Consider the following 19,876-nt stretch of genomic DNA (forward strand, 5'->3'; position numbering starts at 1 on the left):
CGTGAACTATCTGATGCGACGACTGGCGACGTTTCCTCTCGTCCTGCTTGGCGTATCCATCCTGGTCTTCGTCGCGATCCGGATGGTGCCGGGCGATTCGATCACGGCAATGCTCGGCACCGAGGCCGGCCTGCTGACGCCGGCACAGCGGGATTCGCTCGCCGCCTATTTCGGCATCGACCAGCCCTGGTTCGTCCAGTACTGGCGCTGGATCGGCGGCATCCTGCACGGCAATTTCGGTATCTCGGTTACCTATGGCAGGCCGGTGCTCGACGTCATTCTCGAACGTTTCCCGCTGACGCTCGAGCTGGCTCTGCTGTCGATGATCATCGCGCTTGCGGTCGGCATGCCGGCCGGCATCTATGCCGCCACGCACAACGAAAAACCGTCCGATCTCGTCGTGCGCATCGTCGCCATGATCGGCCAATCGACGCCGAGCTTCGTGCTCGGCCTGTTGATCATCTACACGCTGTCGGCCGGCTTCGGCGTGCTGCCGGCGATGGGTGAATTCGCCCCGCTCTGGCAGGATCCCTTGCGCAATCTCAGCCAGTTGATCCTGCCCGCCATCACGCTCGGCTTTGCCTTCGCCGCCTCGGTCACGCGCATATCGCGCTCGGCCATGCTCGACGTTTTGAGCGACGATTATGTACGCACCGCGCGCAGCAAGGGCGCGTCGGCGCGCAGCGTCATCTGGCGGCATGCCTTGCCCAACGCGCTGATCCCGGTGGTGACGCTGAGCGGCATCGAGTTCGGCTATCTCCTGGGCGGCGCCGTCATCGTCGAGCAGATCTATGCCTTGCCCGGCCTCGGACGCATGGTGTTGGACGCCATCCTGCAGCGCGACTACGCGCTGGTGCAGGGCGCCGTGCTGTTCATCGCCTTCAACTTCATGATCGTCAATCTCCTGGTCGACCTCGCCTATGTCGCGCTCGATCCGCGCATTCGGCTGGGGGAGCAGTGATGCGCATCCTGCGCGCCATCTTCGGACATGGCAGCGGCCGCATCGGCGGCGTCATCGTCGGAGTCTATCTCGTGATCGCCATCCTCGGCCTGGTCGGGCTGACGCCGCACAACCCGATCACGCAGTTCCGCGTCGACCGGCTGCACGCGCCCAACGGCGCCTACTGGATGGGCACCGATCTGTTCGGCCGCGACGTGGCCAGCCGGCTGATGGCGGGGATTGGGCAATCCTTCACGGTCGCCTTCTTCTCGGTCGCCTTCGCCACCCTTGCCGGTACCGTGCTCGGGCTGGCGGCGGCCTGGCTCGGACGCCGCTGGGACGGCGTGGTGATGCGCATCATGGATGTTCTGCTGGCCTTCCCCGCGATCCTTCTGGCGCTACTCATCGTCACCGTCGCCGGGCCGGGCAAATGGACCAGCGTTATCGCCATCGGCATCGTCTACACGCCGATCTTCACGCGGGTGGTGCGCGGCCCTGCCCTTTCACTGAAGGCCCGCGAATTCGTCGATGCAGCGCGCACCTTCGGCAGCAGCTCAAGCTATATCGTCACGCGCCATTTGCTGCTCAATCTGGTGGCGCCGCTGACCGTGCAGGTGACGCTGGCGCTGGCCTGGGCGCTGCTGACGGAAGCTGGCCTCAGCTTCCTCGGCCTCGGAACGCAGCCGCCCGCCGCCTCGCTCGGCTTGATGCTGAGTGACAGCCGCAATTTGATGGAAACCGCGCCCTGGCTGATGATCTTTCCGGGCCTGACCATCATGATCAGCATCCTCGGCTTCAACCTGCTGGGGGACGCGTTGCGCGATATCCTCGACCCCAGGATGCGGAGGGCGCCGGCATGAGCCCCCTGCTGTCCGTGCAAGATCTGCGCGTAGGCTTCGGCCGCAACCCTCAAGCCAATGAGGTGGTGCGCGGCGTCAGCTTCGATCTCGCCGATGGCGAAACACTGGCCATTGTCGGCGAAAGCGGCTCGGGCAAATCCGTGACCGCGCTGTCGATCAACCGCCTCATCGATTTCGGCGGCGGCCGCATCACCGGCGGTTCGATGCGGTTGAAACGGGCCGATGGGACCATCTTCGACCTGATGGGCGCCACCGAACCTCAGCTGCGCGGCATTCGCGGCGCCGAAATCGGCATGATCTTCCAGGAGCCGATGACCTCGCTCAATCCGGTGCTGACCATCGGTTCGCAGATCGAGGAATCCTTCCGGCTGCATCGCGGCCTGACCGGCAGGCAGGCCACGGCGGCAGCCAGGGACGCGCTCGACCGCGTGCGTATTCCCGATGCCGCGCGGCGGCTGAAATACACACCCAACCAATTGTCGGGCGGCATGCTGCAACGGGTGATGATCGCCATTGCGCTGGCCTGCAACCCACGCCTGCTCATCGCCGACGAACCGACGACGGCGCTCGACGTCACTGTGCAGGCGCAGATCATGGCGCTGCTGGCGGAATTGAAGCGCGAGACCGGCATGTCAATGATCTTCATCACCCACGATATCGGCCTGGTTGCCGGCATCGCCGACAAGGTGATGGTGATGCAGAACGGCCAGGCCGTGGAGCAAGGCGAACTGAACCAGATCCTCGACAGGCCGCAGCACCCCTACACGCAGCATTTGCTGCACGCCGTGCCGCATTTCGCCAGGGGAAGCGCGGCGCGTGTGGACGGCCAGCGCGACAAGGGGGAAAGCAAAGAGCCGGCCTTGAAAGTCGACGGACTGGTGGTGCGCTTTCCTCTCAAGAGCAATTTCTTCAGCCGCGCCACCGGCGCGGTGCATGCCGTCGATGGCGTCGATTTCGACCTGATGCCGGGCGAGACCTTGGCCATCGTCGGTGAGAGCGGTTCTGGCAAATCGACCACCGCGAAGGCGGTTCTCGGGTTGGTGCGCTCGACACGCGGCAGCTTCTCGGTCGGCGCTCGAAAGGCTTCCACCGAGCGCAGCGCCAAGCCCGTGCAGATGGTGTTCCAGAACCCCTATGCCTCGCTCAATCCCAGGCTGACCATCGAGAGCATCCTGGCCGAGCCGGTGATCGCCAACGGCGGCCGGGTGAATGCAGAAACACGCGCCAGGATGGCGAGCCTGCTGGAACGCGTCGGCCTGCCCAGCAATAGCCTGGAGCGCTATCCGCATGAATTTTCCGGCGGCCAGCGGCAAAGGCTGTGCATTGCCCGCGCGCTAATGCTCAACCCTTCCGTGGTCGTGCTCGATGAGGCGGTGTCGGCGCTCGACGTTTCGGTGCAGGCCAAGGTGCTGGAGCTGCTGGTCGACCTGCAGCGCGAATTCGGGCTGGCCTATCTCTTCATCTCGCACGACATGGCGGTGGTCGAGCGGATCGCGCATCGCATCGCCGTCATCTATGCCGGCCAGATCGTCGAAATCGGCGACGCGGCCTCGGTGCTGTCGAAACCGAAGCATTCCTATACGAAGAAACTGATCGCCGCGGTTCCGACCATCGACCGTCGGCGCGAGCATTTCGAGATCGACACACGCCAGGTGCCCTCGCTTGTGCGCCCGCAGGGGTTCGAGCCGGCGCCGGCGCGGTGGGAGCAGTTTGGCGGGGATCATATGGTGAGGGTGGAAGGGTGATGGCCCTGGGATATCCGAGGTTGGCGGGACAGCGCCCACCTCTGCCCTGCCGGGCATCTCCCCCACGAGGGGGGAGATCGGCAGCTTTGACCTTCCGCCCGCCTTCTAACGCAGAAGGTTGGCGAAAGCGGCGGCGGCATCCAATCTCCCCCCTCGTGGGGGAGATGGCCGGCAGGGCAGAGGTGGGCGCCAAGCGCCAATTTTCGAGTGGAGGCTGCCCTTGACCAACCTCGCCCCGCTCTTCGACCGAGCGTTCCAACCGCTCGAAGCCGCTGTATCCACCAAGCGCATTCCCGGCGGCGTGCTCGGCATTGTCGACAGCAGTGGCCAGCGCTTCATCAAGGCAATCGGCTCGGCGCAACTCGTGCCGGAGCAGCGCCCGATGACCGCCGAAACCTGGTTCGACCTGGCGTCGCTGACCAAAATCATCTTCACCACGCCGCGCATCCTGGCGCTGGCGGAGGACGGAATCATCGATCTCGACGCGCCGCTGATCTCGGTGCTGCCGGACCTTCGCCAGTACGATCAACAGGCCTGGGAGCGGAAGGTGACGTTCCGCCAGTGCCTCGGCCACCAAACGCCCTTCCCCGCCGTCGAACCAATCTACTCTTACGGCCGTGACCCCGACCTGCTGCGCGCCTTCATCCTGCAGCGCGAATGGCGAGCGCGGGAGCCGGTCTACTCCGACATCAATTTCATCCTGCTCGGCTTTGCGCTCGAGCGGCTGTCGGGCAAGACCATCCGCGACAAGGATCCCGGCCCCGGATTTGCCTGGTCCACGGAGCCGGATGCCGCCGCGGCGACCGAGGACTGCACCTGGCGTCATCGCGTGCTCTCCGGCGAGGTCCATGACGACAATTGCTCGGCACTGCACGGCGCCGGTCATGCCGGTCTGTTCGGGACAGCCGCTTCGGTGCTGGATTTCGCGCAGGGGCTTCTGGACGGCAGCGGTGCTTCCGAACGGTCGATCGCTCTCATGCGCGCCCCCTTGTCCGCCACCCGCACCCATGGCTGGGAACGGCCATACGAGGGCTGGTCCGGCGGCGCACGGTGCAGCCCCGCAACCATCGGCCATACCGGCTTTACCGGCACCGGCCTGTGGATCGACTTCGACAGGGGCCAGGCCTGGACCTTGCTCACCAACCGGATCCATCCGACACGTCATTTCGACAGCGGAATCGTTCAGCTTCGGCAAGCGGTCGGCGATCTCGTCAATGGACTTTAGGAGCTACATGATGGAACCAATCTGGGCCGTTGGCCTGATGACCGGCACCGTGCTGGACGGCAATATCGACGTCGCGCTGATCAAGACCGATGGCGAGCGCATCGACGATTTCGGCACCTACCGGCTGATGCCCTATCCCCAATCGATCCGCTCGCTGCTGGAAGAGACGCTGACGGCGGCGAGAGCCTGGAATTTTGTCGGGCCGGAACCGGCGATCTTCCGCAAGGCCGAGGAGGCGCTGACGCGCGCCCAGTCGGCGGCGGTCAAGGAACTCGTCGAAGGCTATGGCATGACGATGGCCGATATCGGCGTCGTCGGCTTTCACGGCCAGACGGTGCTGCATCGCGCGCCGCAGGTCGGACGGCTCGGCCAGACGCGGCAATTGGGCGACGGCGAGCTGATGCACAGCATACTGGGCACCAAGGTCGCCTATGATTTCCGCTCGGCCGACATGCGCGCCGGCGGGCAAGGCGCGCCCCTGGCCGCCGCCTATCACACCGCGCTGATGCGCAGTGCTGGCGCCAGTGGCGAAGTGGCCGTGCTCAATCTTGGCGGTGTCGCCAACGTCACCTGGTGGGACGGCGCCGACAATGTCGTTGCCTTCGACACCGGCCCGGCCAACGCGCCGCTCAACGATTTCATCAAGTCGAAGGGCCTCGGCGACATGGACCGCGACGGCGCGCTTGGCCGTGCCGGAACGGTCGACGAGGCAAGGCTCGCCAAGCTGTTGCAGCATCCTTATCTCAGCAAGCCCTACCCCAAGTCGCTGGACCGTTTCGACTTCGGCGCAGCCATGGCTGACGGCCTCAACGCCGAGAATGGTGCCGCCCTGCTCACCGCCTTCACCGCCGGCGCCGTCGGCAAGGCGCTCGACCTCTTGCCGCACCGGCCGAAGAAATTGGTTGTCAGCGGCGGCGGTCGTCACAACCCGACGATGATGGCCATGCTGGCCAGCCGCGCCGGTGTCGAGGTGGTGCAAGCCGAAAGCCTCGGCTGGAGCGGCGATGCGGTGGAGGCCGAGTGTTTCGCCTTCCTCGCCGTGCGCGTCCTGCGCGGCCTGCCGATCAGTTTTCCAAGCACCACCGGCGCGCCGCAGCCGATGCGCGGCGGAAAGCTGGCGGGTTAGGCCAGCCTCTTCTGCAGGAAGATGCGGCTGCGGCCGACGGGGAAATCGGCCAGCGTGCCGAAGGGCTGATAGCCCTGGCGCTGGTAGACCTTGGCGGCGTTTGGATTGAAGGTGTCGATCCAGGCGTTGTTGCAGCCGCGCGCCATCGCTTCCTGCTCGGCCGCGTCCAGCATCTTGCCTGCCATGTGCTGGCCGCGCAGCCCTTCATCGACCCACAGCCATTGCACGTAGAGCCAGCCCCAGGCGGTGTAGCCCGAAATCCCTGCAGCGACCGCACCGTTCTCGTCGCGTACGAACACAGCCAAGGCCTTTCTTTCGGACGCACCGACATCGCCGTCGTTGAATGCCGTCAGCCGTTCGGCGAGAAAGGCGAGTTCATCAGGCAAGGGGTTGGCCGTCGTTTCGAGGGTCGTGTGCATGGCTCTTTCCGGAATGCTCGGCTGGATGGGATGAAGCGTTACGAAGCGCAACGCCCTGGCGCAATGTCTATGTCTGCTCGCGAACAGGGTGCGGATCGCCGCCGTTGCGGAATTCGGATGCGGCAATGCCGTAGCGCTTGAGCTTGTCGTAAAACGTCTTGCGCGGCACGCCGAGCGCGTCGATGGCGCCGCGCACATCGCCGCCATGCTCGCGCAGCGCATCGCGGATGAGCTGTGCCTCGTAATGGCCGACGCGTTCGGGCAGCGAGGCGGCCGCTGGGTCCGATGATGGCGGGGAAACCGCCTTCGTCTCGTCGTCCGGGCCGAGGCCGAGTGCGACGCGATCGGCGAAATGCGCGAGCTCGCGCACATTGCCCGGCCAGGCATGCGACTGGAGATGGTCGCTGACCGCGGCATTCACCTTGGCCACGGGCCGGCCGAAGCGTTCCGCCGCCTTGCCGAGGAAATGCCCGAACAGCATCGGGATGTCGCCGCGCCGCTCGCGCAGCGGCGGAATGCGCAACGTCACCACGTTGAGGCGGAAATACAGATCCTCGCGGAAATCGCCGCGCTGGTCCGGCCGGCCGAGATCGACCTTGGTTGCCGCCACGACCCGCAAATCGATGCGCCGGATCTCGTTCGAGCCAAGCGGCGTGAGGCTGCGTGTCTCCAGCACCCGCAGCAGCTTGACCTGCAGGGCCGGCGGCATGGATTCGATCTCATCGAGGAACAGCGTGCCGCCACTGGAATGCTCGACGCGGCCGATCCGCCGCCGCTGCGCACCGGTGAACGCGCCGGCCTCGTGGCCGAACAGCTCGCTCTCGATGACGGTTTCCGGCAGAGCGCCGCAGTTCAGCGCCACGAAGGGCTTGGCCCGGCGCCGGCCCCATCGATGCAGGAGATCGGCCACCACTTCCTTGCCGGTTCCGGTCTCGCCTTCCACCAGCACGTCGACATCCATGTCGGCGATCTGCCGCAAGGTCTCGCGCAGGCGGCGGATGGCAGGCGCCTCGCCGATCAGCGGCAGGCCGTCGGCGGCCAGTGCCGCGGCTTCGCGCAGCCGCCGGTTCTCCATGACCAGCCGCCGTTTCTCGCTCGCCCGTTTGAGCGCCTCGACAAGGCGGTCACCGGCATAGGGTTTTGGAATGAAATCGTAGACGCCGTCCTTCAGCGCGGCCACAGCAAGATCGACATCGCCATGTCCGGTGACCAGGATCACCGGTATGTCGGCGTCGATCGCCTTGATGCGGTCGAACAGCTGCAGCCCGTTCATGCCGGGCATGCGGATGTCGCTGACGACCACGCCGTCGAAATCCCTGTCGACGACGGCAAGTACTGCCTCGGCGGCGTCGCGCGCGACCACGGTGAAGCCAGCAAGCTCGAGCAATTGCGTGGTGGCGTGCAGCAGGTCGGCGTCGTCGTCAACAAGCGCGACCCGCCCTGATCCCTCATTCATTCAATTCGCCTCAAATCGATAGTGAAGGACGCGCCCTTGGCGCTGTCGGGGTCGAGCCGCAAGGTGCCGCCCAATTCCTGGGCGATCTCCTGCGAGATCACCAGCCCGAGGCCGAGCCCTTTCTCCTTGGTGGTCTGGAATGGCATGAACAGATTGCCGGCCGCTTCCGGCCCGAGGCCGGGACCGTTGTCGCGCACCGAAATCAGCACCCTGTCGTCGCGCTCCGCGAGGTCGATCTCAATGTGGGGATCGGGCTGGTCCTTCATGGCGTCCAGCGCGTTCTGCAACAGGTTGACGAGGATCTGCTCCAGCCGGATGCGGCTTGCCATCACCACCGGCGAGGCGGTGCCGCGCGGCTTGACGATGGTGACGCCGGAATCGCGGATGCGGCCGGACAGCAGCGACAGCGCGCCATCGATCGCCTCGCGCACCGGCAGCGGCGAAGCGGCGACACCGGGCCGGCGCGCGAAGGTTCGCAGCGTATTGGTGATGGCACCGATGCGCTCGGTCATCGAGACGATCGAGGTCAGATTGCCGCTTGCCGGTTCGGTCTTGCCGGTTTCGAGGAAGCGGCCGGCATTTTCGGCATAGGTGCGGATCGCGGCGACCGGCTGGTTGATCTCATGCGCCACGCCGGCGGCGATCTGGCCGAGGATGGAGAGCCGGTTGGCCTGGGCGAGATCGTCGCGCAGCCGGCGGACCTTGGCCTCGGCATTCTCGCGCTCGGCGATCTCACCGGCAAGCGCGGCGTTGGAACGCGTCAGTTCCGCCGTCCGTGTGCTGACCCGGCTTTCCAGCTCGGCATTCATGCGCGCCAGCGCCTCCTGGCGCAGACGTCGGGTGCGGCGCCGCCTGGTGAACACGTAGGCCAGCAGGCCGGTCAGCAGCAGCCCGAGCAGCGTCGTCAGCCGCGCCGTGTTGGCGGCGGACGAGAGGGCGGCGTCGGCGGGCGTCAGCAGCCAGAGGCGCCAGCCGGGGACCGCACCGGGCAGGTCCTGCACCACCTCGACGAACTGGCGCGGTTTTCCCGAGCTGTCGATCGTCGCCAGGCCGTCGCCGGCGCCGCGCCGTATCGGCAAGGGTTCGAAGGCGGCGTCGGTCAATTGCAGTTGCTCATGGGCAGCGGCGGCATCTTCAGCCGAGAGCGGCGCCAGCGCATGAAACCGCCATTTGGGCTCACTGGTGGCCAGCACCACGCCGCGTTCGTCGGTGACGAAAACGAGGAAGCCGCTGGAGCGCCAATTGGCCTCGACGCCGTCAAGCTCAACCTTCAACACAGCGACGCCCAGCGGCTTGCCGTTGTCGTCGACGCGGCTCGAAAGATAGAGTCCCGGCCGGCCGCTGATCGTGCCGAGGCCATATTGGCTGGCCGAACCCTTCACCATCGCCTCGTTGAAATAGTGGCGGAAATTATAGTCGATGCCGACAAAGCTCGTCGGCTCTCCGGCATTGCTGGCCGATATGGCTATGCCTGCCGTGTCAATGACATAGATGGCGGACGCCGAGGCATCTCCAGCGATCGCCTTGAGCTTGTCGTTGAGGGCCGCTTCCTGCATTTTTCCGGCCCGCCGCAGCGCCCCGCGCACGGCATCGTCGCGGGCCAGCACCAATGGCACAAGGCGCTGCTTCTCGATTTCGCCGGTGAGCGTTCCCGCCGCCAGCGGCAAAGCGGCAAGCGCTGCGTCGCGCAGATCGTCGGCCGCCTGACTTGAGGCGATGCGCCCGGCAATGGCGATCGCACCCGCAAGGATCGCAAGCGCGATAACAACGACAAGCCATCGGCCATCGCGCAGCCGCGCCGCCGCCTCGCGCAGCAAGTCGCGATCGGCAAACCCTGCGGGACCGCTATCGGCGCTTGCTTGCGGCGTCTGCCCTCTCCCTTTTTTCTCGCGGCCTCGCCGCCACTCTAATGCGAAATTCCGCCCAGGCAAACGTTGCCTGTGCGGAAATCCGCACAGGCATTTACCGCCGGCCCTGGCAGAATGGCCGAAATGCGCGGATTCCGGGCTTTCCCCGAACTGGCACAGCGCTTGCAAAACTCTTTCCAGCGGCGGGCGACCGGAGCGCCGCGATGGGAGAAGTCACGCAGTCCGTCCATCCGGCCAGGGAGAGTTCGATGCACATCGCAGACCAATCAGGCGCGGCCGCCGCGCAGCGCAAGCCCCTCTATGCCCAACTCTACGTGCAGGTGCTGGTGGCGATCACCGTCGGCATCCTGCTCGGCCACTACTACCCGTCGATCGGCGAAAGCATGAAGCCGCTCGGCGACGCCTTCATCAAGCTGGTCAAGATGATCATCGCCCCGGTCATCTTCCTGACGGTGGCGACCGGCATCGCCGGCATGAGCGACCTGCAGAAGGTCGGCCGCGTCGCCGGCAAGGCGATGCTCTACTTCCTCACCTTCTCGACGCTGGCGCTGATCATCGGCCTTGTCGTGGCCAATGTCGTGCAGCCAGGCGCCGGCTTCAACATCGACCCGGCAACGCTCGATGCCTCGACGGTCAACACCTATGCCGCCAAGGCGCATGACCAGTCGGTCACCGGCTTCCTGATGAACATCATCCCCGGCACGATCGTCGGCGCCTTCGCCGATGGCGACATCTTGCAGGTGCTGTTCTTCTCGGTGCTGTTCGGCGTCGCGCTGGCGCTGGTCGGCGACAAGGGCGCGCCGGTGTTCAACTTCCTGCAGGCGCTGATGGCGCCGATGTTCAAGCTGGTCAGCGTGCTGATGAAGGCCGCCCCCATAGGCGCGTTCGGGGCCATGGCCTTCACCATCGGCAAATACGGCATCGGCTCGGTCATCAACCTCGCCATGCTGGTCGGCACCTTCTACGCGACGTCGCTGCTGTTCGTGTTCGTCGTGCTGGGCGCGGTCTGCCGCTACAATGGGTTCTCCATCCTGGCGCTGCTACGCTACATCAAGGAAGAGCTGCTTCTGGTGCTGGGCACCTCCTCGTCGGAAGCGGCGCTCCCCTCGCTGATGGAGAAGATGGAGAAGGCCGGCGCCAAGCGCTCGGTGGTCGGTCTGGTCATCCCGACCGGCTATTCCTTCAACCTCGACGGCACCAACATCTACATGACGCTGGCCGCGCTGTTCATCGCCCAGGCGACGAACATCCACCTGTCGATGGGCGACCAGATCCTGCTGCTGCTGGTGGCGATGCTTTCGTCCAAGGGCGCCGCCGGCATCACCGGCGCCGGCTTCATCACGCTGGCCGCGACGCTTTCGGTGGTGCCTTCGGTGCCGGTCGCCGGCATGGCACTGACCCTCGGCGTCGACCGCTTCATGTCGGAATGCCGGGCGCTGACCAACTTCGTCGGCAATGCCGTCGCCACGCTGGTCGTCGCGCGCTGGGAAGGCGAACTCGACGAGGCAAAGCTGGCGAGAGCCCTGGCGGGCACGGCCGACGACAGCCTGCCGGCGGACATCGTTCCCGCCGAATAGGTCGCGCAGCCGCACACCAAATGGCCGGAGGCATCGCTGCCTCCGGCCATTTTCATGATGGCGTGTCAGCCATTGAAGTCCCGCCTCACTTCCGGAAACGTGCTTGGACCGACAGGCATGCGGGCGGCCAGGCTGCCGTCGTCGAACAGGACAAGGCTGGCGGCGCCGACCAGGCCGGCATGGCGGCCGAGCTGCGCCTGGACGACCGGCACGTCGCGATAGGCGCGCATGGCGCGCTGGCGGATGGTCGCCTCGATGACCGGATGCATCAGGTCGAGACCATTGGCGATGCCGCCGCCGACGACCAGCACGTCGGGCGAATAGAGATGCAGCAAATTGGTGAAGCCGACGCCCAGCCAGCGCGCCTCCTCCTCGAGCAGAGCCATGGCGAGGTCGTCCTGCAGCCTTGCTGCCTCAACCACGTGGCGCCCGGTGACCTCGGCGTTGGCCGAGAGGCGGCGCAGTGTCGAGCCGTCGAAGGCTGACGTCGCAGCATTGGCGCGGCGGCCAAGCGCGGTTCCCGAGGCGATGGCCTCGAAGCAGCCGACGACGCCGCATACGCAACGCTCGCCTTCGTTGGTGATGGTCATATGGCCGATCTCGGCGGCGAGGCCGCGGCGGCCATGCAGGATGCGTCCATCGGCAACGACACCGCCGCCAATACCAGTGGAAACCGTGACGAAGACCAGCGAGCGAGCGCCATGGCCGGCACCAAAGCGCCACTCGCCAAGTGCGGCCGCATTGGCGTCGTTCTCCAGCCGCACCGGCAGGCCGAGCCGGCGCTCGAGAATGTCGGCCAACGGCACGTCCTGCCAGCCGGCCAGCGTCGGCGGTCCGACGGCGATGCCGGCCAACGGATCGAGCGGGCCTGGCGCGCCGACGCCGACGCCGACAATGGCGAGGCCCGGCGCCTCGGCATGAACGGTCGCGGCCAGCGCCTCGATCTGGCCGATCACCACGTCGGGTCCGGCCTGCGCCTGTGTCGGCACGGCGGCGAAGGCCAGGATCTTGCCGTCGCGGTCGACCAGCGCGGCACGAAGCTCGGTGCCGCCAAGATCGATCGCGAGGGCGGCTTCCGTGCTCATGCCGCGACCTTCAGCCCATGCAGCCAGCCGATGCGGCCGGCGAGATCCTTGTCGCCGAAGGCGAGCGAACCCAGAACCACGGTTTCGGCGCCGGCGGCACGCAGCAGCGGCACGGTCTCGTGGCGGATGCCGCCGTCGGCGGCAAGCACGACGGCCTGCTCGCGGCCGGCCTCCCGTAGGATGGCGCGGGCCGCGCCCAGCCTGTCGCAGGCTTTCTCCGACAGGCCCTGGCCCTTGACGCCGATCGCGGTGCCCAGCAGCGTGACGAAGGCGACCTCGGAGACGAAAGGTTTTACCGCCTCGACCGGCGTCTCAAGTCGCAGCACCACGCCGGCCTCGGCGCCGAGTTCACGTGCCAGCCGCACGGCGCGCAACCCCGCTTCACCGTTCTCGGCATGGACGCTGATCATGTCGGCGCCGGCCTCTATGAACTGGCGAGTCTGCGCCTCGACGATTCCGGCATCGACCATCAGATGGACATGGATGGGCTTGGCCGTCAGCCCGGCGATGCGGGCGACGAGATCGGGAAAGAACAGGAAGGACGGAGCGAAATGGCCATCCGCCACATCGATATGATGCAGATCGACATGGGGCTCGATACGCCTGAGGTCGCTCTCGAAATTGGCGAGATTGGCCGACCAGAGCGAGAATTCGGCGATCAAGCGATCGCGCGGCAATGCAGCGATGGCGGCCGGGCCTGACAGGGGTTTTGACGTCATGATGGGTCCTGGTTGTTGAAATTTCTGTCGAGAAAGCCACCGATGGCGGCGCGGATTTCAGCGAAATGGCGATCCTTGTCGGTGGCTTTCGGCGTCACCTCGGCGAAAGCCGCATTGGGGATGGTCCCGGCGAGTTCGCGGGCGATCGCCAGGGGGTGGACGAGATCGATGCCGCTGCCGACGACCAGCGCGGGGATTGCGAGCTTGGCAGCCTCGGTCTGCGTCACGCCAGGCCCGTCATTGGCGATCGCCTGCATGACCTCGGCAAAGATGGCTGCGTTCTCGCGCGCGAAAAAGCCGAGCAGCGAGGCAAGATTATCCGGCGCTTCAGCGCGAAAACGGGCCGATGTCGCAGAGGACGCAAAGGCATCGCGGGCCTCAGCCAATGGCAGCCGGCGGATGAGATCGGCCACCTCCGTGTAAGGGCGCATGTTCTGCGGCGCCGCATCGAAGGCCCAGGCGGGACGCACCAGCGCCAAACCAAGCACGCGGTCCGGGTGGCGGGCGGCAAGCCGCAATGCGATGGCCGCGCCCATCGAAACGCCGCCGGCGACGAAACGGTCGAGGCCGGCCGCATCGGCGGTGGCCAGCACATCGTCGGCGAACATGGCGATCGAGAACGGACGCTTGCCGCCCGCGCCTGAGCCGCCCTGCGCGCGGCATTCGACGGTCAGCCGGCGATATGACGGACTGTCAGGAAAATTCTGCGCCACCTGGGCGGCATCGCCGCCGAGACCATGCTGGAAGACGACGGGAAGCCTGCCCTGCCCCGTGTCGAAGACATGAAGGGCGGCATCGTCGCGCAGCAGGATCGCTGGCGCGGCGCTCATCAGAGCAGTCCCTGCAGGAAAGCGGCGACATCGGGCGCCTCTTCGGCCGACAGCCCATGGGTGACGAGCGCACCGTCGAAGCCCACGGCTTTCAGCCGCGCGACGAAATCCGGGAAATCGACGATGCCTTGTCCCGCGGCGGCGAAGCGGCCGTTGCCATACCGGTCCTTGGCGTGTGCCATGGCGATGTGGCCTGCGGCCTCGTCGATCGCGGCGGTGACGATGGCGCGCGCTTCGTGCGACGTTGCGTGTTCGAACAGGTTCGCCGGATCGAGCACGATCTTCAGTCGCTTCGAGCGCATGTCGGCGATCAGGCGTGTCGCATCCCTGGCCGAGGTGACGATGTTGGCTTGCTCGGGCTCGATGCCGAGGTCGACGCCGGCATGTTCGGCCAGCGCCAGCGCCTTGCCCATTTCGGCGGCCATGTCACACCAGGCGGAAGGCGTGGCATTTTCGGGATGATAGGCCCATTGATCGGCGATGTTGCGCGAGCCGGTGCAGAGCGTGACCAGCGGGATGCCGAGGGATGCCGCCGTCTCGATTACGACGCCAAGGCGCCGCAGGCCATCGTCGCGCGCGGTCTTGTCCGGATGCGCCATGTTGTAGGTGCCCGAGAGGGCTGCAAGCGAGACGCCCGATGACTGCGCGGCAGCGCGGATGGAAGCGATGGCATCTGCAGGCACGGCATCTGGCATCGACGGCAGGCCGGCGCAAGCGAGATTGAACTGCGTCGTCTCATATCCGGCCTGCCTCACCGCGGCCAGCACGGCGGCGGGGTCGGCGCCCGCAAATGTCTTGGCGAAGATGCCGAGGCGCATCAGACCGCACCCGAAACCGACGCGAGTTCGACCCGCTCGCCGGTCTCGACCGAGCGGGCAATCGCCACCATGGCGCGGATCGAGGCGATGCCGTCCTCGACATTGGCGCCGCGCATCGGCGTGCCGTTCAGCACCGTGTCGGCAAGGCCTTCCAGCTGACGGCGGAAGAAATGGCCGTCGGCGCCAAGCGGCTTGCGCGAGGTCGCGTCCTTTTCATGAAAAATATCGACTTCGCTGGCGCGGAAGTACCAAGGGTTGAAGGTCTTGGCGATGACCGAGCCGTTCTCGCCATAGAGCTGAAACCCTTCGTGCCAGTCCATACGCACGGCCACCGTCAGATCGAGATGGCCGAGCGCGCCGCTGGCGAATTCGGTTTCGACGAACCAGCAATAGGCGCCGAAGCGCTCGTTGAGACGCGCGCGCACGGCGGTTATTTCGCCGCAGAGGAAACGCGCGGTGTCGACGAGATGCGAGCCGTGCGCCAGCATGAAATATTGCCTGAGATCCGCCTTCGGATTGCCCGAAGGTTTCCTCGCCAGCTTGCTGGTGACGGGCAGCGGCTGCACGGCATCGGTGTTGGTGTAGCGGTGCGTGGAATCGCAGTACCAGGCCTTCAGCGCCAGCACCTCGCCCATCTCGTCGCGGACGAAGTCGCGGGCTGCCTCCAGCGCCGGATCGAAGCGCTTCATGTGGCCGACCTGCAGCACCTTGCCCGAACGCTTCACCGCCGCGGCCAGTGCCTCGCCCTCCTCCACCGAAGTGCCGATCGGCTTTTCGCAGAGCACATGCTTGCCGGCATCGAGCGCCTTGATCGACATCGGCACGTGATAGGCGTCCGACGTCGCGACGATCACCGCCTCCAGATCGGGATCGGCGAGCATGGCGTCATAGTCGGCATACATTTTCTGCGGCTCGTAGGTGGCGCCCATGCGGGCGAGCAGATCGGGCGCCGCGTCGCAGATGGCGTAGAGATCGGCATTGCCTGATTTGGCGCAGGATTCCAGATGCGCGAACTGCGCGATCGGGCCGCAGCCGAGCACACCGACTCTCAGGCGTCTGTCTTGTTTCTTGATCATCGTCTCGTTCTTCAGGCGCCGTAGCTGCGCATTGTCTGGCGGTTGGTTTTCACCGCGCCGGCGGGATCGGCGGCGGCCGTTTCGGATTCCTCTTCCAACACCAGCCAGCCATTGAAGCGCGGCGCGGTGTTTGCGATCTCGATAACCGCCGGAGTGTCGCAGACCCCCTCGCCCAGCATCGCCCAGGTGCCGTTGGCGTCGACGTCCTTCAGATGGATATAGCGGATGCGGTCGCGATAGGTGCGCAGCGTGTCGGCCATGTCCTTGTGGCCGCGCAATATGTGTCCGGTGTCCGGCACCCAGCCGACCAGATCGGGGTCCAGCAAGGCAAAGATCCTGTCGTAGTCGGCGCGGTCGAACAGCAGCGTGTTGTGATGCGAACTCGGATGCACCGCGACCTGGACGCCGGCCTTGCGGCCGAGCTCGCCTGCCTTGTTGTAAACCTCGGCGGCAATGGCGAACTTGTCGCCGCGGGGCCCGTCGGACACCACGGTTGCCGACCCCATCGACACCAGCGCGCCGGGAAAGGCGGAAGCGAAATCGATCCAGCGCTGCGCCGCCTTGAGGTCGGCGCCGATCTGATCCTTCAGCGTGAAGCCGCTTTTCGAGCCGAAGGCGAAGGAGACGAGCGTCAGGCCTGACGATTTCAGCGCGGTGGCGAACTCGGTGGGTTTGTCGGCGTAGCGGCCGATCATCGTGTCGGTGATCTCGATGCCGGCATAGCCGCCATCGCCGATCGCCTTCAGCAGATCGTCGGGGCCGCCGGTGAACCGGTCTCCCAGCATTTCCCAGGTGAAGGTCTGGCAGCCGACTTTGAGGTCTTTCACGTTCATCCTTTCATTCCTTGATACCGCTTATCACTTGGTGCCGCCGTGGGATGGACATACTACTTGACCGAGCCTGCGGTCATGCCGGCGAGGAAGTACCTCTGGGCAACGAGGTAGATGAGCAAAAGCGGCAGCGAGCCGAGCACGCTCATCGCCATCATCTGGTTCCATTCGAAGGCGTGCTGCCCCATCAACAGCTGGATGCCGATCGGGACGGTGCGCATCGAGGTCGACTTCGTCAGCGTGAGTGCGAAGAGGAACTCGTTCCAGCACAGCAGGAAGGTGTAGACCGACGTCGCCACGATGCCGGGCAGAGAGATCGGGACGATCACCCGCCAGAGCGCTGTCCAACTGGTGCCGCCATCGACAGCCACGGCTTCATCGAGATCGCGGGGCAAGGTGTTCAGATATCCCGTCATCAGCAGGATCGCATACGGCAGTGTAAACACCAGGTATGTCAGGATCAGTGCGACGTAGGTATCGAAGATGCCGTATGAGACAACCAGCCCGAAGAAGGGGATCAAAAGTGTGATCGGCGGAATTGTCTGCGTGCTGATGATGAGTGTGTTCAGGCTGCCCTTGCCGCGGAAATTGAAGCGGCTGAACCCGTAGGCCGCCAGCAAGGCGATCAGCACCGTCAGCACGGTCACCGCTCCCGCCACGAAATAGCTGTTGAAGAAGAAGCGCAGCTTTACCGGGTCGCCAAGGATGGCTGCATAGGCTTCCAGCGTGAAAGCCTTTGGCAGGATGGTTGGTGGCAGGGCAAAGATTTCGGTATTCGATTTGAACGAACTGCTCAGCATCCAGTAGATCGGGAATGCCGCGAAGAACAGCCCCGCGGCAAGCGCCACATGGAGCGCGACGGTGATCAGCCTGTCTTTCGGCGTATGCCTTTTCCTCATGGTGACTACCGAGCCTTTTGATAGCGAATGTAGAACAGCGTCAGGCCGAGAGAGATCAGCAGGATGACCACGGCGCTCGCCGAAGCCTGCGACAGGTTGTAGCTCGAAAACGCCAGCTTGTACGTGTAGGTGCTCAGCACCTCGGTCGAGTAGATCGGACCGCCGCCCGTCGTTATCCAGATCAATGGAAAGACCTGCATGGTCCAGATGAAGTCGAGCAGCGAGATGGAGATGATGATCGGCATCAGCTGCGGGATGGTGATGAAGATCAGCTTCTGGTAGGCCTTCGCCCCGTCAATATCGGCGGCCTCGTAGAAATCCTTGGGAATGCCCTGCAAGCCCGCGAGCAGGCTGACCATGAAAAGCGGGTAGCCCGCCCAGATATTGGCGAAGGTCACGGCGTGCAACGCGGTCTCGGGCGAGGAGAACCACTCTACCTTGGAGCCGATGATGCCCAATTGCATCAGAATGCTGTTCACGACACCGTTCGGCTCGAGCAGGAGGCGCCAGATCACCGCGATGATCACCGCGGTGAACAGCCAGGGCAGTATGTAGAGCACGCGCAGAATATTGCGCAGCGTCGGGTTGATGCGGTCGCTGTTCAGCATGAGCGCGAAGATCATGCCGATGGTCATGTGGAAAATGACACTCATGCATGTGAAGTAGAGCGTGTGCCACAGCGAGGCCCAGAACACCGGGTCGTCGAAGATCGCCTGGTAATGTTTCAGTCCGGCAAAGGATGGGTCGCGACGCAGCACCGCGCTGTTCTGGAACGAATAGCCAATCACCGTCACCATCGGCAGCAGCATCAGAAGCCCGATTATGAGCAGCGAGGGCGACAGATAGAGGTAGGGTGCGACCGCTCGTTTCAGCTTGTGGTGGGAGCGCTTTTGCCGGGTCATGTGCCAACCTTGGGATACGCCTTCAAGAGAAGGTAAGCTTCAAAAACAGGTCCATCTCAAATTGCCGATCCGTTGTTGCCGGGTGGCCTGCCCGAAGCCAGGCCACCCGATCGAAGATAGCAAATAGGAGACAGGCCGATCAGAATTTCGCCATCCAGCCCTTCTGAGCGGCGGCGGCGGCTTGTTCCGGAGACTGCTCGCCGGCGAGCATCTTCTGGGCTTGCACGTCGAATTGAGTCATCAGGTCTTCAGCCACCGGCAGGCCCGTGAACTCATTGGCGAGATAACCGGTCTTGAAGATTTCGAAAGCCTTGCCGAAAGCCTTGTCCGAGGTCACGAAATCGGGCTTGGCGTTGACGTTGCCCGGGAAGGCGTTGGCAAGCGATACGAGCTTGGCGTTCACCTTCTCGCTCATCAGATATTGGACGAGTTTCCAGGCCTCTTCCTGATGTTTCGAGCTCGCGGAGATGCCGATGCCCCAGGAGGCATAGGGAAGGCCGCGCTTGCCCGTATAACCCTCCACGACCGGGACCGGGATGAGGTCGAACTTCAGATTGGGATTGCGCTTGCGGATGAGGTTCACATGCGCGAGCGAGTCGATCATCATGCCGACGCGGTCGTTGACGAATTCCTCGACCTTTTCCTGCTCGGTCTTGGTGGCGATGCCGGGCGAGATGGTGCCCGCGTCATTGAGCGATTTGACGAAGGTGAGCATGTCCACCACCGGTTTGCCCTCGAGAGCGGGCTTGCCATCCGCCATCATCGACTGACCCGATGCCCAGACCCACGACATCATGTCGTTCTGGACGCCGGACGGCGTTTGCAGCGACAGCGGCAGGACCCAGCCATACTGGTTCTTGTCGGCGTGCGTCATCTTCTTGGCGGCTTCGAGAAACTCCGCACGGGTCGACGGCAGCTTGGTCACGCCTGCCTTGGCGGCGAGGTCCAGATTGACGAAGACAGGATAGACGAAGGAAGCGACGGGAAACATCACCGCCTTGCCGTCCACCTTGATGATGTCGGCGACCTGGGCTTTGTCGAACTTGCTCGCATCCATCATCGGGTTCATGTCGGCGAGCGCACCCTGCGCGTTCAGATTGTTCACCCAGGCGCCGTCGAGGCCGACCACGTCGCTGAGCGTTCCGGTTGCGGCGCCAACCGAGATCTGGTCTCGCGTGGTCGCATAGGGACCGCTGACCAGCGTCACCTTGATGCCGGGATTGGCGGCCTCGAAATCGTCCATGATTTTCCGCAAGGAGCCTGCGGGCAATTCAGGCTCCCACCATTGGGTGAATTCCAGCGTCGTATCCGCCATGGCGGCGGTTGCGCCAAGCAACCATGCTGCCGCGGCTATTTTCAGCATCGCGGGCTTTATCCGAAACGTCATTTTTCTCTCCTCCTTCTATAGGATCGACCGCACAATGCAGCCGATCGCCTGCTTCATTCAGAAGTCTTCTTCCTCGTACTTTCGCAGGCGCCTCGCTCCCGCCTGCGGGCTCTG

18 protein-coding genes are annotated in these 19,876 nt (G+C 64.9%); 6 read left to right on the top strand and 12 right to left on the bottom strand.

Going from position 1 to position 19,876, the window contains the following annotated elements:
- The first annotated feature begins 1 nt into the window (after window position 1).
- From AC1DPX_RS15695 to AC1DPX_RS15715, 5 genes are all read left to right on the top strand, one after another.
- Window positions 2–961 (top strand): ABC transporter permease, encoded by a 960-nt coding sequence (locus tag AC1DPX_RS15695; RefSeq protein WP_477237889.1) that lies wholly within the window; start codon window positions 2–4, stop codon window positions 959–961.
- Window positions 961–1,800, top strand: a complete 840-nt coding sequence (locus AC1DPX_RS15700) for an ABC transporter permease (RefSeq protein ID WP_477237891.1) — start codon at window positions 961–963, stop codon at window positions 1,798–1,800. Before AC1DPX_RS15695 ends, AC1DPX_RS15700 begins: the two co-directional genes overlap by 1 nt.
- The gene (locus tag AC1DPX_RS15705; protein ID WP_477237893.1) at window positions 1,797–3,545 is read left to right on the top strand and encodes an ABC transporter ATP-binding protein; all 1,749 of its coding nucleotides are present in this window, start codon (window positions 1,797–1,799) and stop codon (window positions 3,543–3,545) included. Before AC1DPX_RS15700 ends, AC1DPX_RS15705 begins: the two co-directional genes overlap by 4 nt.
- Window positions 3,546–3,765: 220 nt before the next feature.
- A complete protein-coding gene (locus tag AC1DPX_RS15710; protein ID WP_477237895.1) occupies window positions 3,766–4,770 on the top strand; it encodes a serine hydrolase domain-containing protein in 1,005 nt (334 codons plus the stop codon).
- A 10-nt stretch (window positions 4,771–4,780) separates the two neighbouring features.
- Complete coding sequence (locus AC1DPX_RS15715; protein ID WP_477237897.1) at window positions 4,781–5,896, top strand: anhydro-N-acetylmuramic acid kinase; 1,116 nt, start codon at window positions 4,781–4,783, stop codon at window positions 5,894–5,896.
- On the opposite strand, the gene AC1DPX_RS15720 is transcribed toward AC1DPX_RS15715, so the two are convergent.
- The 3 genes from AC1DPX_RS15720 to AC1DPX_RS15730 form a co-directional block, all read right to left on the bottom strand.
- Entirely contained in the window at window positions 5,893–6,315 is a 423-nt protein-coding gene (locus AC1DPX_RS15720) for a GNAT family N-acetyltransferase (RefSeq protein WP_477237899.1), read from the bottom strand. The genes AC1DPX_RS15715 and AC1DPX_RS15720 overlap by 4 nt on opposite strands.
- A gap of 67 nt (window positions 6,316–6,382) precedes the next feature.
- A complete protein-coding gene (locus tag AC1DPX_RS15725) occupies window positions 6,383–7,771 on the bottom strand; it encodes a sigma-54-dependent transcriptional regulator (protein WP_477237901.1) in 1,389 nt (462 codons plus the stop codon).
- The gene (locus AC1DPX_RS15730) at window positions 7,768–9,588 is read right to left on the bottom strand and encodes a sensor histidine kinase (protein WP_477237903.1); all 1,821 of its coding nucleotides are present in this window, start codon (window positions 9,586–9,588) and stop codon (window positions 7,768–7,770) included. Before AC1DPX_RS15730 ends, AC1DPX_RS15725 begins: the two co-directional genes overlap by 4 nt.
- 299 nt (window positions 9,589–9,887) lie before the next feature.
- Between AC1DPX_RS15730 and AC1DPX_RS15735 the strand changes: the two genes are divergently transcribed.
- Window positions 9,888–11,216 carry a dicarboxylate/amino acid:cation symporter gene (locus AC1DPX_RS15735; RefSeq protein WP_477237905.1) on the top strand — a complete coding sequence of 443 codons (1,329 nt, stop codon included), beginning with the start codon at window positions 9,888–9,890 and terminating at the stop codon, window positions 11,214–11,216.
- Between the two features lie 65 nt (window positions 11,217–11,281).
- Here the strand turns inward: AC1DPX_RS15735 and AC1DPX_RS15740 are convergent, their stop codons facing one another.
- The 9 genes from AC1DPX_RS15740 to AC1DPX_RS15780 all read right to left on the bottom strand — a co-directional run bounded on the left by AC1DPX_RS15740 (window position 11,282) and on the right by AC1DPX_RS15780 (window position 19,762).
- Window positions 11,282–12,301 (bottom strand): ROK family protein, encoded by a 1,020-nt coding sequence (locus tag AC1DPX_RS15740; RefSeq protein ID WP_202355483.1) that lies wholly within the window; start codon window positions 12,299–12,301, stop codon window positions 11,282–11,284.
- Window positions 12,298–13,020 carry a ribulose-phosphate 3-epimerase gene (locus AC1DPX_RS15745; protein WP_477237907.1) on the bottom strand — a complete coding sequence of 241 codons (723 nt, stop codon included), beginning with the start codon at window positions 13,018–13,020 and terminating at the stop codon, window positions 12,298–12,300. The genes AC1DPX_RS15740 and AC1DPX_RS15745 overlap by 4 nt, the downstream gene beginning before the upstream one ends.
- Entirely contained in the window at window positions 13,017–13,850 is an 834-nt protein-coding gene (locus AC1DPX_RS15750; RefSeq protein WP_477237909.1) for an alpha/beta fold hydrolase, read from the bottom strand. The genes AC1DPX_RS15745 and AC1DPX_RS15750 overlap by 4 nt, the downstream gene beginning before the upstream one ends.
- Window positions 13,850–14,668 carry a sugar phosphate isomerase/epimerase family protein gene (locus AC1DPX_RS15755; protein ID WP_477237911.1) on the bottom strand — a complete coding sequence of 273 codons (819 nt, stop codon included), beginning with the start codon at window positions 14,666–14,668 and terminating at the stop codon, window positions 13,850–13,852. Before AC1DPX_RS15755 ends, AC1DPX_RS15750 begins: the two co-directional genes overlap by 1 nt.
- Window positions 14,668–15,744 (bottom strand): Gfo/Idh/MocA family protein, encoded by a 1,077-nt coding sequence (locus tag AC1DPX_RS15760; RefSeq protein WP_477237913.1) that lies wholly within the window; start codon window positions 15,742–15,744, stop codon window positions 14,668–14,670. The genes AC1DPX_RS15755 and AC1DPX_RS15760 overlap by 1 nt, the downstream gene beginning before the upstream one ends.
- An 11-nt stretch (window positions 15,745–15,755) precedes the next feature.
- Entirely contained in the window at window positions 15,756–16,577 is an 822-nt protein-coding gene (locus AC1DPX_RS15765) for a sugar phosphate isomerase/epimerase family protein (protein ID WP_477237915.1), read from the bottom strand.
- A gap of 53 nt (window positions 16,578–16,630) precedes the next feature.
- Window positions 16,631–17,473, bottom strand: coding sequence for a carbohydrate ABC transporter permease (locus tag AC1DPX_RS15770; protein ID WP_202355489.1), 843 nt, complete (start codon window positions 17,471–17,473; stop codon window positions 16,631–16,633).
- 5 nt (window positions 17,474–17,478) lie between these two features.
- Window positions 17,479–18,375, bottom strand: a complete 897-nt coding sequence (locus tag AC1DPX_RS15775) for a carbohydrate ABC transporter permease (RefSeq protein ID WP_477237917.1) — start codon at window positions 18,373–18,375, stop codon at window positions 17,479–17,481.
- A 139-nt stretch (window positions 18,376–18,514) separates the two neighbouring features.
- On the bottom strand, window positions 18,515–19,762 hold the full coding sequence (locus tag AC1DPX_RS15780) for an ABC transporter substrate-binding protein (protein ID WP_202355491.1): 1,248 nt from the start codon (window positions 19,760–19,762) through the stop codon (window positions 18,515–18,517).
- Window positions 19,763–19,876 lie beyond the last annotated feature (114 nt).

Source organism: Mesorhizobium sp. 01N446 (assembly GCF_056399285.1).

Bases quoted from the DNA above. Each gene is read 5' to 3' on its own strand.
- AC1DPX_RS15765 (WP_477237915.1), bottom strand. From the start codon at position 16,577: ATGAACGTGAAAGACCTCAAAGTCGGCTGCCAGACCTTCACCTGGGAA.
- AC1DPX_RS15760 (WP_477237913.1), bottom strand. From the start codon at position 15,744: ATGATCAAGAAACAAGACAGACGCCTGAGAGTCGGTGTGCTCGGCTGC.
- AC1DPX_RS15720 (WP_477237899.1), bottom strand. From the start codon at position 6,315: ATGCACACGACCCTCGAAACGACGGCCAACCCCTTGCCTGATGAACTC.
- AC1DPX_RS15740 (WP_202355483.1), bottom strand. From the start codon at position 12,301: ATGAGCACGGAAGCCGCCCTCGCGATCGATCTTGGCGGCACCGAGCTT.
- AC1DPX_RS15715 (WP_477237897.1), top strand. From the start codon at position 4,781: ATGGAACCAATCTGGGCCGTTGGCCTGATGACCGGCACCGTGCTGGAC.
- AC1DPX_RS15745 (WP_477237907.1), bottom strand. From the start codon at position 13,020: ATGACGTCAAAACCCCTGTCAGGCCCGGCCGCCATCGCTGCATTGCCG.
- AC1DPX_RS15775 (WP_477237917.1), bottom strand. From the start codon at position 18,375: ATGACCCGGCAAAAGCGCTCCCACCACAAGCTGAAACGAGCGGTCGCA.
- AC1DPX_RS15725 (WP_477237901.1), bottom strand. From the start codon at position 7,771: ATGAATGAGGGATCAGGGCGGGTCGCGCTTGTTGACGACGACGCCGAC.
- AC1DPX_RS15700 (WP_477237891.1), top strand. From the start codon at position 961: ATGCGCATCCTGCGCGCCATCTTCGGACATGGCAGCGGCCGCATCGGC.
- AC1DPX_RS15780 (WP_202355491.1), bottom strand. From the start codon at position 19,762: ATGACGTTTCGGATAAAGCCCGCGATGCTGAAAATAGCCGCGGCAGCA.
- AC1DPX_RS15755 (WP_477237911.1), bottom strand. From the start codon at position 14,668: ATGCGCCTCGGCATCTTCGCCAAGACATTTGCGGGCGCCGACCCCGCC.
- AC1DPX_RS15750 (WP_477237909.1), bottom strand. From the start codon at position 13,850: ATGAGCGCCGCGCCAGCGATCCTGCTGCGCGACGATGCCGCCCTTCAT.
- AC1DPX_RS15705 (WP_477237893.1), top strand. From the start codon at position 1,797: ATGAGCCCCCTGCTGTCCGTGCAAGATCTGCGCGTAGGCTTCGGCCGC.
- AC1DPX_RS15735 (WP_477237905.1), top strand. From the start codon at position 9,888: ATGCACATCGCAGACCAATCAGGCGCGGCCGCCGCGCAGCGCAAGCCC.
- AC1DPX_RS15770 (WP_202355489.1), bottom strand. From the start codon at position 17,473: ATGAGGAAAAGGCATACGCCGAAAGACAGGCTGATCACCGTCGCGCTC.